Here is a 16,348-nt window from a genome sequence, read left to right as displayed (position 1 = left end):
GTTGTATGCTCTTAACGGATTGAGCATGCTTCGAAGCTGTCCCGGGAAATAGCCCCACCGTATAGACCGTACCCGAAACCGACACAGGTGGTCAGGTAGAGTATACCAAGGCGCTTGAGAGAAGTGTCCTGAAGGAACTCGGCAAATTGCCTCCGTACCTTCGGAAGAAGGAGGCCCTGTTATTGCGCAAGCAGTAGCAGGGGGCACAGGCCAGGGGGTAGCGACTGTTTAGCAAAAACACAGGGCTCTGCTAAGTCGGCTTCAAGACGACGTATAGGGCCTGACGCCTGCCCGGTGCCTGAAGGTTAAGTGGAGGGGTGCAAGCTCCGAAATGAAGCCCAGGTAAACGGCGGCCGTAACTATAACGGTCCTAAGGTAGCGAAATTCCTTGTCGGGTAAGTTCCGACCTGCACGAATGGCGTAACGACTTCCCCACTGTCTCCAGGACATGCTCAGCGAAATTGAATTCTCCGTGAAGATGCGGAGTACCCGCGGTTAGACGGAAAGACCCCGTGCACCTTTACTGCAGCTTCAGAGTGGCATTAGGAAAGAACTGTGTAGCATAGGTGGGAGGCTTTGAAGCATTGGCGCCAGCCGGTGTGGAGCCATAGGTGAAATACCACCCTGTTGTTTTCTGATGTCTAACCACGAACCGTTATCCGGTTCTGGGACCCTCTGTGGCGGGTAGTTTGACTGGGGCGGTCGCCTCCTAAAGAGTAACGGAGGCGCGCGAAGGTTGGCTCAGGTCGGTTGGAAACCGACTGTTAGAGTGCAATGGCATAAGCCAGCCTGACTGCGAGACTGACAAGTCGAGCAGAGACGAAAGTCGGTCATAGTGATCCGGTGGTCCCTCGTGGAAGGGCCATCGCTCAACGGATAAAAGGTACGCCGGGGATAACAGGCTGATAACCCCCAAGAGCTCATATCGACGGGGTTGTTTGGCACCTCGATGTCGGCTCATCACATCCTGGGGCTGGAGCAGGTCCCAAGGGTTTGGCTGTTCGCCAATTAAAGTGGTACGTGAGCTGGGTTCAGAACGTCGCGAGACAGTTTGGTCCCTATCTGCCGTGGGCGTCGAAATTTGAGAGGAGTTGACCCTAGTACGAGAGGACCGGGTTGAACATACCTCTGGTGTACCTGTCGTCGTGCCAACGGCGCAGCAGGGTAGCTATGTATGGACGGGATAACCGCTGAAAGCATCTAAGCGGGAAGCCTCCCTCGAGATAAGATTTCTTAGGACGGTCGAAGACCACGACCTTGATAGGCCGGATGTGGAAGCGCGGTAACGTGTGGAGCTAACCGGTCCTAATTGTCCTATTCGCACTTGATGAGTCCCACCATCAACGACAGCACTGGCCATCCATCAAACATCAGTTTGATGAGCAACCAACGCTTCGTTGGATGGATGTTCATCAGCCTTGATCAATCGCACGGTTTGAAAAACTTCCGCTGCACAAGCTTCATTGCTTGGTGGCTATAGCGTCTGTGACCCACCCGATCCCATCCCGAACTCGGCCGTGAAACCAGACAGCGCCGATGGTACTATCGCTTAAGCGATGGAAGAGTAGGTCGTCGCCAGGCATTGAAGCTTGTGCATCGGAAGAACCCATTCACCTTGTCATCCCCCGTTTGGCGCGGGATGGAGCAGCCCGGTAGCTCGTCAGGCTCATAACCTGAAGGTCGCAGGTTCAAATCCTGCTCCCGCAACCAACACAACAGCGCCCCGCCCGGCAACCGCCGCGGCGGTTTTTTGCGTTTTGGGCCTTGTGATGCCGCTTTTGCGGCGGACGATCCGCGAAGGGGTTTGACAGCGGCGGCCGCACGCGGCTTTCTCCGCCACGATGAAGCGCATTATCCTCGCAGTTATCGCCCTGGCCGTGATCGCGGCCGGCGTGTGGTTCTTCCTCCTGCGCACCAGCGGCGTGCCGGTCTATACGGCGATGGTAGTCGCGACCCATCCGCACGATCCGACCGCCTTCACCGAGGGGCTCTTCTTCAAGGACGGCGCGCTCTATGAAAGCACGGGAGAGGCGGGGACCTCGTTCATCCGCAAGGTCGACCCGGCGACCGGAAAGGTGCTCCAGCAGGTCGATCTGCCGGCACCCTATTTCGGCGAGGGCATCGTCGCGTTCGGCGACAAGCTCTATCAGCTGACCTGGAAGGATCAGACCGGCTTCACCTACGGCCTCAAGGACATGACGCTTGGCGACACCTTTGCCTATCAGGGCGAGGGCTGGGGCATGACCCAGAACGGCAAGAACATCATCATGTCGAACGGCAGCGACGAGCTCCGCTTCCTCGATCCCAAGACGATGCAACCGGTCTCGACGCTCAAGGTCACGGCGAATGGCTGCCCTGTCCAGCAGCTCAACGAGCTCGAATGGATCGACGGCGAGATCTGGGCGAACATCTGGCAGACCAACCTAGTCGCCCGGATCGATCCCGCCAGCGGCAAGGTGACGAGCTTCCTCGATGTGAGCGCGCTCGGTCCCAAGACCAGTGACCCCGACGTCGTGCCCAACGGCATCGCCTATGATGCCGCCAGCAAGCGCGTGATGGTGACCGGCAAGCATTGGCCGCAACTCTTCGAAGTGAAGCAGGGGGCGGCCGTCAGCAACAATGCCGATGCGGCGAAGCTGACGAACTGCGGCGGCTAACCCCGCAGTTCTTTGCGATCAGATCGGACTTCGTGGCGACGAAACCGGACGCCGCGTTGCGCGGTTCATGATATGAGGCCCTGATGGGGCTGAAAGATATGACGGGTCTGCTGAGCAGGCGCGACGTGCGCGCCGCCACGCTTCTTGCGCTGGCATTGTGGACCGGAGCGTTGGTGCTCTGGTCAATGCCGGGCTTTGCCGCCGGCGACCCCATGTCGTTCGGCCTGGCCGTGCTGCTCCTCAAGACCTTCGTTGTCGGCATCGTCTTTTCCGCGTTGATCGCAGCCGCGCTGATGCGGGTCGAACGCTGGGATCATCGCCCCCCGATCATCGCGGCGGCCCTGTTCACGCTGGTGCTCGCGCTTGCCCATGGCTGGCTCGACGCGATCTTCATCAACGAAGCGCGGGTGGAAGCCGGGATGAAGACTGCACCGCTCTGGCGGCAGTTCGTCTTCGGACTGATGCCGTTCGTGCTGGTCTATGGCCTCTACGCTTCGGGGCTGGGGCTGGTGTTCAGCAGCATGGTCGCGCAGGAGCGCGAGCGCCAGCTCGCTGCCGCGCAGAGTGCCGCGCAACAGGCGCAGCTTGCCGCGCTGCGCTTCCAGCTCAATCCCCATTTTCTGTTCAATACGCTGAACGCCATTTCCTCGCTGATCGTTACCGGCCGCAATGACGAGGCAGAGGGAATGATCGGCAAGCTCTCCGATTTCCTGCGCGCCAGCCTTGAGGCCGATCCGCAGCGCGAAGTGACGCTCGACGAGGAATTCGCGACCATCCAGTCCTATCTGGATATCGAGGCGGTGCGTTTCCGCGACCGGCTCGAGGCGGAGTTCATCTGCCCGGTCGAATTGCTCGACGCATTGGTGCCGAGCTTCATCCTGCAGCCGTTGATCGAGAATGCAGTGAAATATGCGGTCGCGCCATCACGGCGCACTGTGCGGATCGTGGTGCGCGCGACGGCGACGCGCGAGGACGCGCTCCTGCTTTGCGTCGAGGATGACGGCGGCCAGGCATTTGGCGGGGCACCCAAGGGCGGCACCGGTCTGGGCCTTGCCAATGTCCGCCACCGGCTTGACGCATTTTACGGTCCTGGTGGCGAGCTGGTTGCCACGGCGCGCGAGCGGGGCTTCGTCGCGCTTATCACGCTGCCGCTGCACCGGGCGCAACGCGCGGAGGCGGCGGAGTGATGCGGGTACTTCTGGTCGACGACGAGCCGCTGGCGCTGGACCGGCTGAAGGTTGGCTTCGGCGCGATCGAGGGCGTCGAGGTTGCCGGCACCGCCAGCGATGGGATCGAGGCGGCCGAGCAGATCCGGGCGTTGAAGCCGGACCTGGTCATCCTCGACATCCAGATGCCCGGCCGCAGCGGCATGGAGATTGCCCGCGCGCTGCGCCCCGGTGAGCATCGGCCCGAGATCATCTTCGTCACTGCGTTCGAACGCTTCGCCGCCGACGCTTTTGAAGTCGAGGCCGCGGACTATCTGCTCAAGCCGGTCGCATTCGATCGGCTGCGGCTTGGCGTCGAACGCGCCCGGCGCCGGCGCGCGCTGCGCGATGCGGAGGGGCGGGTAGCCGAGCTTGAGGCGATGCGCGCCGAGGCGCGGCCCGCGCCCGTGGAGGAAATTCCCTATGACCAGGGCATCTGGGTGCCGGGTCGCCAGGGCGCGGTGCTGGTGCCGGTGACCACGATCGACTGGATCGAGGCGGCACGCGACTATGTGCTGCTCAACACCTCACTCAAGAGCCATATCCTGCGCGCGCGGATGAACGACATCGAGAAGCGGCTCGACCCGGCGGTCATGCTGCGCATCCACCGGTCGCATATCGTGCGGATCGGTGCGGTGGTGGGCGTCGAGCGCCCGGGCAAGGGAGCGCTGCGCGTTGTCCTGTCGGACGGGGCGGTGTTGCAGGTCGGACCGAACTACCAGGCCAGCGTCGAGGCCACGCTCAAGCTCTAGGGCTGGGGACTTGTCGCAGGCGCGGCGGTCCCGATCGCACCGGGCATGTGCGGGTGCGCGGCGCGTGTAGCGGATGCTGGATGAGCGATGCGTCGCCGTGGAGCATCTATGTTGAAGCTGAAGATATTTGCATTGGGCGCCGCTGCCCTGATGGCGATGGCGATGAAGCCCGCCAGTGACGATTTCGATACGTTGATCGCCGCCGAACGCCGCTTTGCCGCGGATGCCTCGGCGCTTGGGGTTACGCCGGCCTTCCGGGCCCATGTCGCACCCGACGCGGTGCTGATTTCGCCAACGCCGCGCCCTGCCCCGCCTGAACTGGCGACGCAGACCGATCCACCGGGGGCCAAACTGGAATGGCAGCCGGAGGCGGGGGCCATCGCCAAGTCCGGCGATCTTGGCTTTACCACCGGGCCCTATGTCATGCGCCAGGGGGACCGCGTCGCGCACGGCCAGTATTTCACCATCTGGCGGAAGGTGGATGGAACCTGGCGGTGGGTGATTGATTCGGGCGTGGCTCCCTTCGCCAAGGGAGAGGTGTCGATGCCGTCGCAGGTTGTCAGGATCGGCAATCCGGGCAAGGCCGGGGCCAAGCACGATCTTGAAGCGGCTGAGCGACGCCTCGATGCGGATGCGTCGTCGCTAGCCGGATTTCTTGCGGCCGAAGGGCGCGTGCTTCGGTCGGGAGGTCCGCCCGCCATCGGCGATGCGGGCGTGATGCTTGCGGGGCGAGGCATGAAGGCAACCGGCAAGCGGCTCGGTGGCGGCCAATCCGCTGCTGGTGATCTCGCCTATAGCTATGGCGAGATCACGGGGGCGGACGGCGCCTTGATCGGGCACTATGTTCGGATGTGGCTCCACGAGGCTGCGGGGTGGCGGTTGCTCGTCGATCAACTCGCTCCGCTGCCGAGAAAGGCGCCGCCGGCAAGCTAGGTGGTGCTTACCCAGCCGACCTTGGGGTCGTCGAAATCGACGACGTCGCGCAACTCCCAGATATTCGAATATCCGTAGCCGACGAGATTGATGAAGGTCTGGATGTTCAGCGCCAGCGGTGCCGATTTCAGAGGCACGGGCGGGCGGTGGTTCGAGAAGTTGTTGTTGCAGTAGATCAGGATCGGGCGATCGCGGTTATGCCCAATGACTTCCGCTAGCGCTTCAGCGGTGAAATCGGTGAGCGGCAGGTTGACCGCGCCGGCGATATGGCCGCGGGCAAAGGCGTCCTTCGATCGCGCATCCAGCACCAGCGCATCCTTCGTCGTCGCCATCGCCTGGAAGCGCGCGAAGGGAAGCAGCCGCTTTGCGCGCAGTGCCCGGACATCGCGCGTTAGCGTGGCGAAGCCGGCATAGTCGATCTGGGGATTGGCGGCGGCTTCCTGGGGGGCGGCGAGGCCTAGCGCGAGGGCAGTGAGCAGCAGCATCGGCTTTCTCCACGCAATTTGGATGCGTAACGATTGCGCATCGAGGCTGCACCAGTGGTGAACGAAACAAAGTTGCGTGCCCGCCAAGCGGCGCTACACCATCTCCCGAAGTGAGAGGGGATAAGAGATGGCAAGCCTGTTCCGGTTGAAGCAGATCGTCGCGGATGAGGACCGGCCGCCCGAGCATCGCCTCGCACGCACCCTGTCCTGGCCGCATCTCGTCGCACTTGGCGTCGGCGCGATCGTCGGCACGGGCATTCTCACCCTGATCGGCGTGGGGGCGGATCGTGCCGGGCCGGCAGTCATTCTTTCCTTCGTCGTCGCGGGCGCGATCTGCGCCTGTGCCGCGCTGGCCTATGCCGAGCTGGCAACGATGATCCCGGCTTCGGGCAGTGCCTATACCTATAGCTATGCCTCGCTTGGCGAGATCGTTGCCTGGGTCGTCGGATGGAGCCTGCTTGCCGAATATACTTTGGTGGTCGCCACCGTCGCGGTCGGCTGGTCCGGCTATGCGACGCCGTTCCTCACCGGGCTGGGCGTGCCTGCCGAATTGACCCATGGCCCGCAGATGCTGGGCTGGCAGGTGGCGCAGTGGGGCGTGAACGTTCCGGCATTGTTCGTCGTCTGGCTGGTCTCCGGACTGCTTATTGCCGGCACGCGCGAGAGTGCGACGATCAATGCGTTCCTGGTGGTGGTGAAGCTGATCGCGCTCGCGGTGTTCGTCGCGGTGGCGCTGCCCTATTTCAACGCAGCCAATTTCGATCCCTTCGCGCCCTTCGGTTTCGCCAAGCATGCGAGCGAGGGTGGGGTAGAGCGCGGCATGATGGCCGCCGCTGCGATCATCTTCTTCGCATTCTACGGTTTCGATGCGATCTCCACCGCGGCGGAAGAAGCGAAGAATCCCGGGCGCGACCTTGCCATCGGCATCGTCGGCTCGATGGTGGTCTGCGTCATCATCTACATGGTGGTCGCGCTCGCCGCAGTTGGCGCGCTGTCCTATACCCGTTTCGCCGACAGCCCCGAGCCGCTGGCGCTGATCCTGCGCGAGATCGGCCAGCCGGGCGTTGCCAAGTTCCTGGCGCTGAGCGCGATCGTCGCGCTGCCCACGGTTATCCTGGGCTTCCTGTTCGGCCAGAGCCGCATCTTCTTCGTGATGGCGCGCGACGGCATGCTGCCCAAGAGCCTGGCCAAGGTCTCGCGGCGCGGCTCGCCGGTGCGGATCACCATCTTCACGGCGTGTGTGGTGAGCGTGTTCGCTGCCTTCCTGCCGATCGACGAGATCGCGGCGCTGGCCAATGCCGGCACCCTCACTGCCTTCGCCGCAGTTGGCCTGTGCTTGCTCGTGATGCGCCGCCGCGCGCCCGACATGGTCCGCCCGTTCCGCACGCCCTTGCCCTGGGTAGTCGGCCTGGGTGCGATCCTGGGCTGCCTCTATCTGTTCGCCAGCCTGCCGACCAAGACGCAGATCTGGTTCGGCTGCTGGAACCTCTTGGGTCTGGTCGTCTATTTCGCCTATGCACGCCGCAACGCAGCAAAGGGGTAAGTGATGGCAGGCTGGACGATCGGGATCATCGGCGGATCGGGGCTCTACGATGTCGAGGGCATCGAGGATGGCGAATGGATCTCGACCGAGAGCCCCTGGGGCAAGCCTTCTGACGACTGCTTCGTCGGGTGGGTGGGCCATGTCCGCGTGGTCTTCCTGCCGCGCCATGGCCGCGGGCACCGTATCTCGCCGTCGGACCTGAACGTCCGCGCCAATATCGATGTGTTGAAGCGCCTGGGCGTGACCGATGTTCTTGCGGTTTCTTCGGTCGGTTCGCTGCAGGAAGAGCGGGCGCCGGGCACCTTCACCATCGCCGATCAGTTCATCGACCGGACCAAGGGCCGCCCCTCGAGCTTCTTCGGCGAAGGCATGGTCGCGCACGTCTCGATGGCCGATCCGGTCTGCCCGCGCCTCTCAGCGCTGGCGGCGGACGCGGCCAAGGCGGCGGGTGCCACCACCCATGTCGGCGGTACCTATCTGGCGATGGAGGGGCCGCAATTCTCCACTCGCGCCGAGAGCAACCTCTATCGCAGCTGGGGTTGCGATATCATCGGCATGACCGGCATGCCGGAGGCAAAGCTCGCCCGCGAGGCGGAACTGCCCTACGCGCTGGTCGGCATGGTCACCGATTATGATTGCTGGCGTGAGGGCGAGGAAGCCGTCGATGTCGCCACGGTGATCGCCCAGCTCGGCACCAATGCCGACAAGGCACGCAAGATGGTGATGCACCTGCTCCGGAACCTGCCCGAGGAGCGTCCGGCCTCGCCGATCGACACCTGCCTCGACTTTGCGCTGATCACCGCCGCCAATGCTCGCGATCCGCATCTGCTGCGCAAGCTCGACGCCGTCGCCGGCCGCGCCCTCTCCAACTAAGGATAACCCATGTCGTTTCTCGCCGCTCTCGCCCTGCTCGCTGCACAGGACGCGCCCGCGCCGGATCGTTCGCAGGACATGGCCTGGCAGAGCCAGCAGATGCTCGCGCTGGCCAAGCTCAACGGCGCCGATGGCTGGCACAGCACGGCCGAGGGGCTGCGCTGGCGCCGGATCAAGGGGGACGGCTCTGGCAAGCATCCGACCGTCGCCGACACGGTGACGCTGCACTATGCCGGCACCTTCATCGACGGTGAGAAGTTCGACAGTTCCTATGACCGTGGCGAGCCGGCGACGTTTCCGCTCAATCGGCTGATCAAGGGGTGGCAGGTCGCCGTGCCGCTGATGGGGGTGGGCGACACGTTCGAAATCGCGATCCCCGCCAACCTTGGCTATGGCTTCAAGGGCAAGGGGCCGATCCCGGGCGGCGCGACTCTCCTGTTCAAGATCGAACTGCTCGACATTCCCGCGCAATAGGCAGGCCCGCGCAATAGGCTGGAAATATTTCCGGCCAAGCTTTGAAGCCGGCGACATCCTCGCCGGTTGCCGCCATGTGCCTAGGTATTTTCCCGTGGGTGAGGATGGCTTGCGCGGGTGGCAGGCTTCGCCTGCCGCTGTGTTGCCTTTGTGGCACACCGGCGCGCTAAATGTTTCACCATTTTACCGAATATGTTTCTGCTTCTTTACAACCGAAGCGGAGTGAAACACCCTGCTCCCAGAGGGGCCTCTTGGGAGGAAGCCCGCTCAGAAACATCCCGGGCGCGATCCGGGGGAGCGAAGGGTAAACAAACATGCTGTACAACAAGACGAAGTTGCACCGTCTTGCCCGCAGCGCGGCGCCTCTGGCGCTTGCGCTCGGCATGATCGCGACGCCTGCCTATGCGCAGACGAGCACGACGCCACAGGACAAGCCTGCCGCAGCCGACGAAGGCGATTCGATCGTCGTCACCGGCTCGCTGCTGCGCCGCACCGACACCGAGACGCCGTCGCCGGTTACCGTGCTGACCTCGGACTCGCTGGCCAAGGCGGGCATCACCACGATGAGCGACGCCATCCGCTCGATCTCGGCCGACAGCGCCGGCTCGATCGGCACCGGCTTCCAGACCGGCTTCTCGGCGGGCGGCTCCGCCGTGTCGCTGCGCGGCCTGGGCGTCTCGTCGACGCTCGTTCTTGTCGATGGCCTGCGCTCGACCAACTTCCCGATCAACGATGACGGCCACAACGCCTATGTCGACCTGAACTCGCTACCGTTCAGCCTGGTGGACCGCGTCGAAGTGCTGAAGGACGGCGCGTCCTCGACCTATGGCGCGGACGCGATCGGTGGCGTGGTCAACATCATCCTGAAGAAGCAGTTCAACGGCGTCGCGGGCACCGTCGAGGGCGGCGTGGCCGAGCGCGGAGACGCGGGCCATCTTCGCGCCGATCTCACGGTGGGCTTCGGCGACTATGAGAAGTCGGGCTTCAACTTCTACCTCAACGGCGAATATCAGCGCGACGATCGCGTCAGCAATCATGACCGCGGCTTCCCGTACAATACGCAGGATCTGACTGCGATCGGCGGCAACGACAACAACACCGCCGACAGCGGCCTCACGGTCAACACGCCCACTGCCTATGTCGTGCGCACGACGCAGAGCGATCTCAACAACCCGCTGAGCGGCGGCACCGCCGTGACCAACGATCCCGGCCAGACCTATGCGACCTACACCGCGCTGGGCATCGCCAACTGCGCGCGGCCGACCTACACGGTCACCACCGGCGCTGCCCGCGGCGTCGGCTGCCCGTATGACCTGACCGACCTGTACCGACAGATCCAGCCGCTGCAGGAGCGCTACTCGGTCAATGGCCGCCTGAGCGTCCGCCTCAGCGACAACATCGAAGGCTATGTCACCGGCAGCTTCAGCCGCAGCTACGTCTCGATCACCAGCGCCTTCCCGTCGGCGATCCGCCAGACCCAGCCGTTCGGCGGCAGCCCGCTCGTCGCGACGAGCAATCCGGGCGTCGTCCTCCCGTATTTCGTCTGCTCGGCGGGAACGAACTGCGCCACGGCTGCGGATCGGCGCCTGAATCCGAACAATCCCTATGCCACCAACGCGGCCGCAACTCCTGCGATCGCAGCCGCGAATGCCGCCCGCATCTATTATCTGTTCGGCGACATCCCGGGCGGCAGCGAGCGTACCAACGATGTGTACCGCTTCAGTGCGGGCCTCAATGGCAGCCTCGCCAACGACAGCTGGCGTTGGCGGGTCGAGGGCGTCTATGCCCGCGACAATCTGGAGATCACCCAGCACGGCCTGATCAACATCGCCGCGCTGCGCCAGGTGATCAACACCGGCGCGTACAACTTCGTCAATCCGAGCCAGAACACCCAGGCCGTTCGCAGCTTCCTGGCGCCGGACAAGACCACGCCGTCCTATTCGGAAATGTATTCGGCCGACGTTTCGCTCACCGGCGAGCTGGCGCAGTTGCCGGGCGGACCGTTGCAGCTCGCCGTGGGTGGCCAGGTGCGGCATGAGACGCTGGAGAACAACAACCAGAACGCCGCACTCGATACCTACGGTCTGACCACCTCCTCGGCTTTCGGCTCGCATACCGTGTACGCTGCCTTCGCCGAGCTCGACGCGCCGATCCTGTCGTCGCTCGATATCAACCTGTCCGGCCGCTATGACCATTATTCGGAAGGCTATGGCCGCTTCTCGCCGAAGGTGGGTATCAAGTTCACGCCGATCCGCGAGTTCGCGGTGCGCGGGACCTACTCGCAGGGCTTCCGCGCCCCGACCTTCGCCGAGGCCGGTCCCCGCAGCCAATATGCCGGCTTCGTGACGATCACGCCGCCGGGCGCGTTCTGCGCGCAGCATGGCGGCAGCAATAATTCCGGCTCGTGCGCCAACGGCGGCAACCCGTACAACTTCCAGTATTCGGTGGGCCGCGGTTTCGCCGGCAATCCGAACCTCGAGCCTGAAAAGTCGCGCAGCTTCACCGCCGGCGCGATCTTCCAGCCGGCGAAGTGGTTCAGCGCCACGGTCGACTATTACAATGTGAAGAAGACCAACCTCGTGGCGAATGGTCCGCTCGCCGGGGCCGCGATCAACGCCTATTACTCGGTTGCCGGCAACAGCTACGCATCGGCGGCCGCGGCGTCGGCTGCAGGCTGTGCCGCAGTGGCCGCGGTCGGGGCAGGCTATTCGTGTAACCTGATCGACGGCGTCGATCCGCTGTTCCCGAATGCGCTGCCGCGCGTGCTGATCGTCAACGCGCCGTTCGTGAACGTGAACTCGGACACGACTGAGGGTCTCGACTTCTCGGCGACCTTCTCGGCTCCGTTCGGCGGTGGGGTGAAGTTCACCAGCCGTGTCGAGGCGACCTATGTGCTGCGCTACGACCGCGACACGGCGGCGGGCATCCAGCGCTTTGCCGGTAGCTTCGGCCCCTACGACCTGTCGTCGGGTAACGGTACGCCGCGCATCCGCGGCAACTGGCAGAACACGCTCGACTTCGGCAACTACACGATCAGCGCGACGGCCTATTATGTCGGCCGGATCAAGGAAGTCTCGACCGACCAGGGCAACCTGTCCACGTCGTGCTCTGCGAACCTGTACAAGGTGCCGGCATCGGCGCCGGGTTATGAGAAGTTCTGCTACGTCAATAGCTTCATCAATATTGACCTGAACCAGACCTTCCGCGTCAACGACGACTTCACTTTCTTCGTGAACGTGAAGAACCTGCTCGACGCCCGTGCACCGATCGCTCCGGCGGCCTATGCGAGCGCGCCGAACTTCCTCACCACCTGGCACTATGCCGGCCTGATCGGCCGCCAGTTCCGGGCGGGCGCGACCTTCAAGTTCTGACAGCGGCTTGAAGTTCGTGAAATGGGGCGGCCTCCTTCGGGAGGCCGCCCTTTTTCGTTCAGAAGCGAATGCCGACGCCGGTAGTGACGTTGTTGCTCACCACGCCGCGGGCATAGTCGGTATAGCGATACTCGCTTTTCCAATAGGCGTTGGGGAGCAGCTTCACCTCGACGCCGGCGCCGAGCAGCACGCCATCGAGATTGTTGCGTGCGCTGCTGGTGACACCCGCGACCGTCTCGTCCTGGCGGAGCTGGAGATTGGCGTAGCCGAGCTTGCCGTAAAGCAGCGTATTGGGCGTGATCGGCGTGCCGATGCGGCCGGCGAGGGTGATCTCGCGGCGCTTGCGCAACTCGCCGCCATCGGTGGTGTCGCCATAGCTGTAGCCGGTGTCGGCAAGGTTGAGGCCGACATCGATGCCAGCGATCAGCTTGGGTGCGACCGCGACGTCATAGCCGATCGCTACCCCATAGCCGAGGTCACCCTGCTTCTCGCGACCGTCGCTGGCAGTGGCGAGGTCGAAGCGGATCTGGTCGAAGCCGATCGTCGCTTCGGCATGGGCCCCGGTGAACTGGTCCGCATCCTGCGCCAGCGCGGGCGTGGCCGCGCACGAGGTGGCGGCGATGAGGGCGATATGCAGCTTGTTCATTGTCTACTCCATGTACTGGCGCCACAGGGCCGGTGGCGCGGAGGCGGTACTGGAGGCACGGAATCGCGCCCGGGTTTCGGGCGATTGCAGCTCGATCGGATTGCGTTGCGAGGACGCAATAAAAGGGGGCGATACCGGAAGGTACCGCCCCAGAAATCACCGACGCCGGCAGTTAGAACTTGAAGTTCGCACCTGCGCGGAACGTCCGGCCGATCAGGCCAGGTGCGTGCCACGAGGTCAGCGTGTTCACCTGGCTCGGATAGGCGGTATTCGCGAACAGCGGCGCGCGCGCGTTCGTGACGTTGCCCACCAGGCCGAAGAAGCTGAACTGGTCGTTGACCTTCACCGACAGGTTCACATCCGTGTAGATGAAGCTGTTGATGTGGCAGAAGTCGGCGTTGCCGGTGGTCGGCTTGTAGATGGCGGACTTGGTGCAGGAAATATCGGCGTTCGTCCCCGAACTCGCCTGGTCGGCCGCGACGGCCTTCATGGAACCGACCAGATAGGTCGTCGTGCTCAGCGAGAACTGGTTATAAGTGAACGTGTTCTGCCAGTTGCCGCGCCAGCGCGGGGTGCCGCCGCCCGACGACAGATCCTCCGGACCCACGGTGCCGGCATAACGCTGCACGGCGCCGCCGCTGCCCGGGTGGAGATCATATTTCAGCGTCTCCTGCACATCGATGCGGCTCTCCCAGCGGAAGTCCTCGCTGAACTTGATACGCGCATCGGCGGTGAACTCGAGCCCGGCGATGATCGAATAGGCCGTGTTCACATAGGGTGCGTTGAGCACGAGCAGGCGCGGCAACGCGTTGGGCGCGAAGGGATCGGCACCGTCGATCACATTGCACGAATAGCCGGCACCGACTGCCGCGACCTTGGCGCAGCCTGCCGCCGAGGCAGCCGCAGCGCTGGCGAAGGTCTGGCCCGCGACCGAGTAGTAGGCGTTGATCGCCTCTGGCGTCTTCGGGCCGGTGACGATCAGGTTCGACTTCTTCACATTGAAATAGTCGGCGGTGAAGCTCAGCCATGAGGTCGGCTCGAAGATCGCGCCGAGCGTGAGGCTGCGCGCGGTTTCCGGCTTGATCGCGGGATTGCCGACATAGCCGCGACCCAGGCTGTAGGCAGCCGTGTAGCTCGGATTGGCGGCATGCGCGGTGAGGAAATCACCGACCGGTGTATAGCCGACAAAGCCCGAATAGGAGCTGCGCGCATCCGATTCCGCGAAGGTCGGCGCGCGGAAGCCTTCCGAATAGGTGCCGCGAAGCGCGATCTGCTTGATCGGCTGGAACTTCACGCCCGCCTTGGGCGAGAAGCGGCCGATGCCGGTCGAATAGTGATCGTAACGGCCGGACAGGTTGATATCGAGGATGTCGAGCACCGGGGCGTCGATTTCGAAGAAACCTGCCCAGACAGTGCGGTCGCCATAGGCCTGCGCGGTGGTGAGACCGGGCACGTCGAGTTTCGGGTTCAGGCTGTTGTTGGTCAGCTTCTCCTTGCGATACTGGCCGCCGACGGCGAACTTCAGGTCGCCGCCCGGCAGCGTGAAGAGGCTGCGGCTGAGCGACGCGTCCACCGTCAGCTCGCTCGAATAGGAGATCGCGGTGATCGCCGGCGCCACCATGTCGCGGACCGCCTGGGAGTTGAGGCTCGGATTGACGAAGTTATAGGCGCCGGTGTTGATCGCCTTCACCAGGCCGTTGAGATTGGCCCAGCCATATTGGGTGAAGTTGAGCCGGGCGTGCGAGTAACCCGCCTCGACGTTCCAGTCCCAGCTGTCGCCGACAGTGCCGTGCAGGCCGCCGGTGAAGCGGAACACTTCGTTGGTGCGCTTGCTGCCCGCGGGGATGTCACCGAACAGGTAATAGATGCGTGCGGCGCCCTGGCTCGGGTTTGCGGCATAGGCTGCCGCATAGGGGTTGTTCGGGTTGAGCTGGCGATCCGCCGCGGTCGCGCAGTTGACGCCCGATGCGCAGATATAGACCGGCAGTACGATGCCCGGATTGGTGGTCGAGGTCGACGGCGAGCCGCCGAATGCCTGGGTTTGGCGGATCGTGCGTGGGGCGTTGATGATATCGACCTGGCTGTTCGCGTAGCTGGCCGCAGCATAGCCCTCGATATTGTCGCCGATGCGGTAGCTCAGCCGGGCGACGGCGTCATAGCGCTGCTGCTTCGGCGTGATCTGGCCATACTCCCTGGTGAGATCGTGCTTGCAGGCGGTGCCGACGCGGGTGCCATTCTCCGAATAGGTGCCATAGGCGCAATTCGCGAGCGGCGTGAGCGAGGTGTAGAGCGCCGGCGACGTGGCGTTCGTCACTGAACCCGCCAGCGGATTGTTCAGATCGCTCTGGGTCGTGCGGGTGACGACAGCATCTGTCGTTGGCGTGCCGAGCGTGTCGTCGGCGCGGTTGTTGTCGTTGCCCCCGACGCCGCGAAGATCGAGCGTGTTGAAGGGGAAGCCGCGCGAGTCAGCCGAAATGCGGCCGCCATATTCATAATCGCCGCCGACATAGACGTTGAAGCCCTGCGTGTCATAGTCGCCGAAGCCGAAGAGGAGCTTCGCGCGGTACTTTGCGCCGTCGCCCTGCTCGGTCGCGCCACCTTCGACGGTCGCTTCGAGACCGGTCATCTGCTTGCGGGTGATGATGTTGACCACGCCGCCGATCGCGTCCGCGCCATACAGCGATGAAGCGCCGTCCTTGAGAACCTGCACCTGCTGAACATTCACCAGCGGGATGCTGTTGAGGTCGACATAGGAGTTGTGGCCGTCGTCGCTGAGCGGGAAGTTGGTCGAGCGAAGACCATCGACCAGGATCAGCGTGGACGACACGCCAAGGTTACGAAGCGAAACGGCGGCACCGCCGGCGGAGAAGCCGCTGGTGAAGCCGTTGCCGATCGAGCCGGCGCCGTCGGCGGAGGCCGAGCGGATGGCGTCCGTCACGTTGGTGATGCCGGCGCGCTCGAGATTCTCCGCGGTGATGACCGTCACCGGCGACGCGGTGTGGGTATCCGACTGGCGGAAGATCGAGCCGGTGACCACGATGGCGCCGTCGTTGGACGGGCTCTCCTGTTGCGGGGTGGCGGTGCCGGCTGTTGTCTCGGTGTTGGCGGAAGCGTCCTGTGCAAATGCGGGCGCAGCAAGGAGCGAGCCCGCCAGCGCAACGGCGGACAAGGCCGCGCTTGCGCGCAGCCGTGCGGTGGTCGTCTTCATGTATTTTTCCTCAATCTCCCCGGCTCTGCTCTCGGCAGACCGGAGACCCCCCGCACTTCCTCGCCGGCGTCCCTGCAGCAACGGCGAAGCGGAGGAGAGGATGAGAGAGTGTTTTACTCGTGTAAAGCATCTCCGCGCCGGAAAGGATTGTTGCCGGGCCGTTTCCGGACGTGTGTTTCCGAAATGCCACACCTGTGCGGC

General features: G+C 63.8%; 12 protein-coding genes, 1 tRNA gene and 2 rRNA genes (1 of these 15 only partly in view). 12 read left to right on the top strand and 3 right to left on the bottom strand.

Translation table 11 applies throughout. The features are described 5' to 3' along the window. The 8 genes from O3305_RS12495 to O3305_RS12460 form a co-directional block, all read left to right on the top strand. Nucleotides 1-1,329 (top strand): 23S ribosomal RNA (locus O3305_RS12495) (it extends 1,463 nt beyond the left edge of the window). Continuing rightward, entirely contained in the window at nucleotides 1,328-1,480 is a 153-nt protein-coding gene (locus tag O3305_RS12490; protein ID WP_269572855.1) for a hypothetical protein, read from the top strand. Before O3305_RS12495 ends, O3305_RS12490 begins: the two co-directional genes overlap by 2 nt. After that, a 5S ribosomal RNA gene (gene rrf / locus O3305_RS12485) occupies nucleotides 1,467-1,581 on the top strand. The genes O3305_RS12490 and rrf overlap by 14 nt, the downstream gene beginning before the upstream one ends. 52 nt (nucleotides 1,582-1,633) lie before the next feature. Beyond that, a tRNA-Met gene (locus O3305_RS12480) sits at nucleotides 1,634-1,710 on the top strand. Between the two features lie 131 nt (nucleotides 1,711-1,841). Next, nucleotides 1,842-2,657: a glutaminyl-peptide cyclotransferase gene (locus O3305_RS12475; protein ID WP_269572854.1), complete on the top strand. Its 816-nt coding sequence runs from the start codon at nucleotides 1,842-1,844 to the stop codon at nucleotides 2,655-2,657. Between the two features lie 83 nt (nucleotides 2,658-2,740). After that, nucleotides 2,741-3,844: a sensor histidine kinase gene (locus O3305_RS12470; protein WP_269572853.1), complete on the top strand. Its 1,104-nt coding sequence runs from the start codon at nucleotides 2,741-2,743 to the stop codon at nucleotides 3,842-3,844. After that, nucleotides 3,844-4,614, top strand: coding sequence for a LytR/AlgR family response regulator transcription factor (locus O3305_RS12465; protein ID WP_269572852.1), 771 nt, complete (start codon nucleotides 3,844-3,846; stop codon nucleotides 4,612-4,614). The genes O3305_RS12470 and O3305_RS12465 overlap by 1 nt, the downstream gene beginning before the upstream one ends. Before the next feature lie 108 nt (nucleotides 4,615-4,722). After that, nucleotides 4,723-5,547, top strand: coding sequence for a Cif family virulence factor (locus O3305_RS12460; protein ID WP_269572851.1), 825 nt, complete (start codon nucleotides 4,723-4,725; stop codon nucleotides 5,545-5,547). Here the strand turns inward: O3305_RS12460 and O3305_RS12455 are convergent. Beyond that, nucleotides 5,544-6,032 carry a rhodanese-like domain-containing protein gene (locus tag O3305_RS12455; RefSeq protein ID WP_269572850.1) on the bottom strand — a complete coding sequence of 163 codons (489 nt, stop codon included), beginning with the start codon at nucleotides 6,030-6,032 and terminating at the stop codon, nucleotides 5,544-5,546. The genes O3305_RS12460 and O3305_RS12455 overlap by 4 nt on opposite strands. A gap of 127 nt (nucleotides 6,033-6,159) precedes the next feature. Between O3305_RS12455 and O3305_RS12450 the strand changes: the two genes are divergently transcribed. The 4 genes from O3305_RS12450 to O3305_RS12435 all read left to right on the top strand — a co-directional run bounded on the left by O3305_RS12450 (nucleotide 6,160) and on the right by O3305_RS12435 (nucleotide 12,293). Further along, complete coding sequence (locus O3305_RS12450) at nucleotides 6,160-7,575, top strand: amino acid permease (protein WP_269572849.1); 1,416 nt, start codon at nucleotides 6,160-6,162, stop codon at nucleotides 7,573-7,575. Nucleotides 7,576-7,578: 3 nt separating this feature from the next. After that, the gene (gene mtnP, locus O3305_RS12445; RefSeq protein ID WP_269572848.1) at nucleotides 7,579-8,448 is read left to right on the top strand and encodes an S-methyl-5'-thioadenosine phosphorylase; all 870 of its coding nucleotides are present in this window, start codon (nucleotides 7,579-7,581) and stop codon (nucleotides 8,446-8,448) included. A gap of 9 nt (nucleotides 8,449-8,457) precedes the next feature. Next, a complete protein-coding gene (locus O3305_RS12440; RefSeq protein WP_184169163.1) occupies nucleotides 8,458-8,922 on the top strand; it encodes an FKBP-type peptidyl-prolyl cis-trans isomerase in 465 nt (154 codons plus the stop codon). Between the two features lie 314 nt (nucleotides 8,923-9,236). Then, nucleotides 9,237-12,293 (top strand): TonB-dependent receptor plug domain-containing protein, encoded by a 3,057-nt coding sequence (locus tag O3305_RS12435; protein ID WP_269572847.1) that lies wholly within the window; start codon nucleotides 9,237-9,239, stop codon nucleotides 12,291-12,293. 58 nt (nucleotides 12,294-12,351) lie between these two features. On the opposite strand, the gene O3305_RS12430 is transcribed toward O3305_RS12435, so the two are convergent. Beyond that, nucleotides 12,352-12,939 carry an outer membrane protein gene (locus O3305_RS12430; RefSeq protein ID WP_269572846.1) on the bottom strand — a complete coding sequence of 196 codons (588 nt, stop codon included), beginning with the start codon at nucleotides 12,937-12,939 and terminating at the stop codon, nucleotides 12,352-12,354. A gap of 172 nt (nucleotides 12,940-13,111) precedes the next feature. Next, entirely contained in the window at nucleotides 13,112-16,147 is a 3,036-nt protein-coding gene (locus O3305_RS12425; RefSeq protein ID WP_269572845.1) for a TonB-dependent receptor plug domain-containing protein, read from the bottom strand. Nucleotides 16,148-16,348: the final 201 nt, after the last annotated feature.

The organism is Sphingomonas sp. NIBR02145 (genome assembly GCF_027359115.1).
Taxonomy (GTDB): domain Bacteria; phylum Pseudomonadota; class Alphaproteobacteria; order Sphingomonadales; family Sphingomonadaceae; genus Sphingomonas; species Sphingomonas kyeonggiensis_A.
This window is presented reverse-complemented; position numbering and strand designations above follow the sequence as displayed.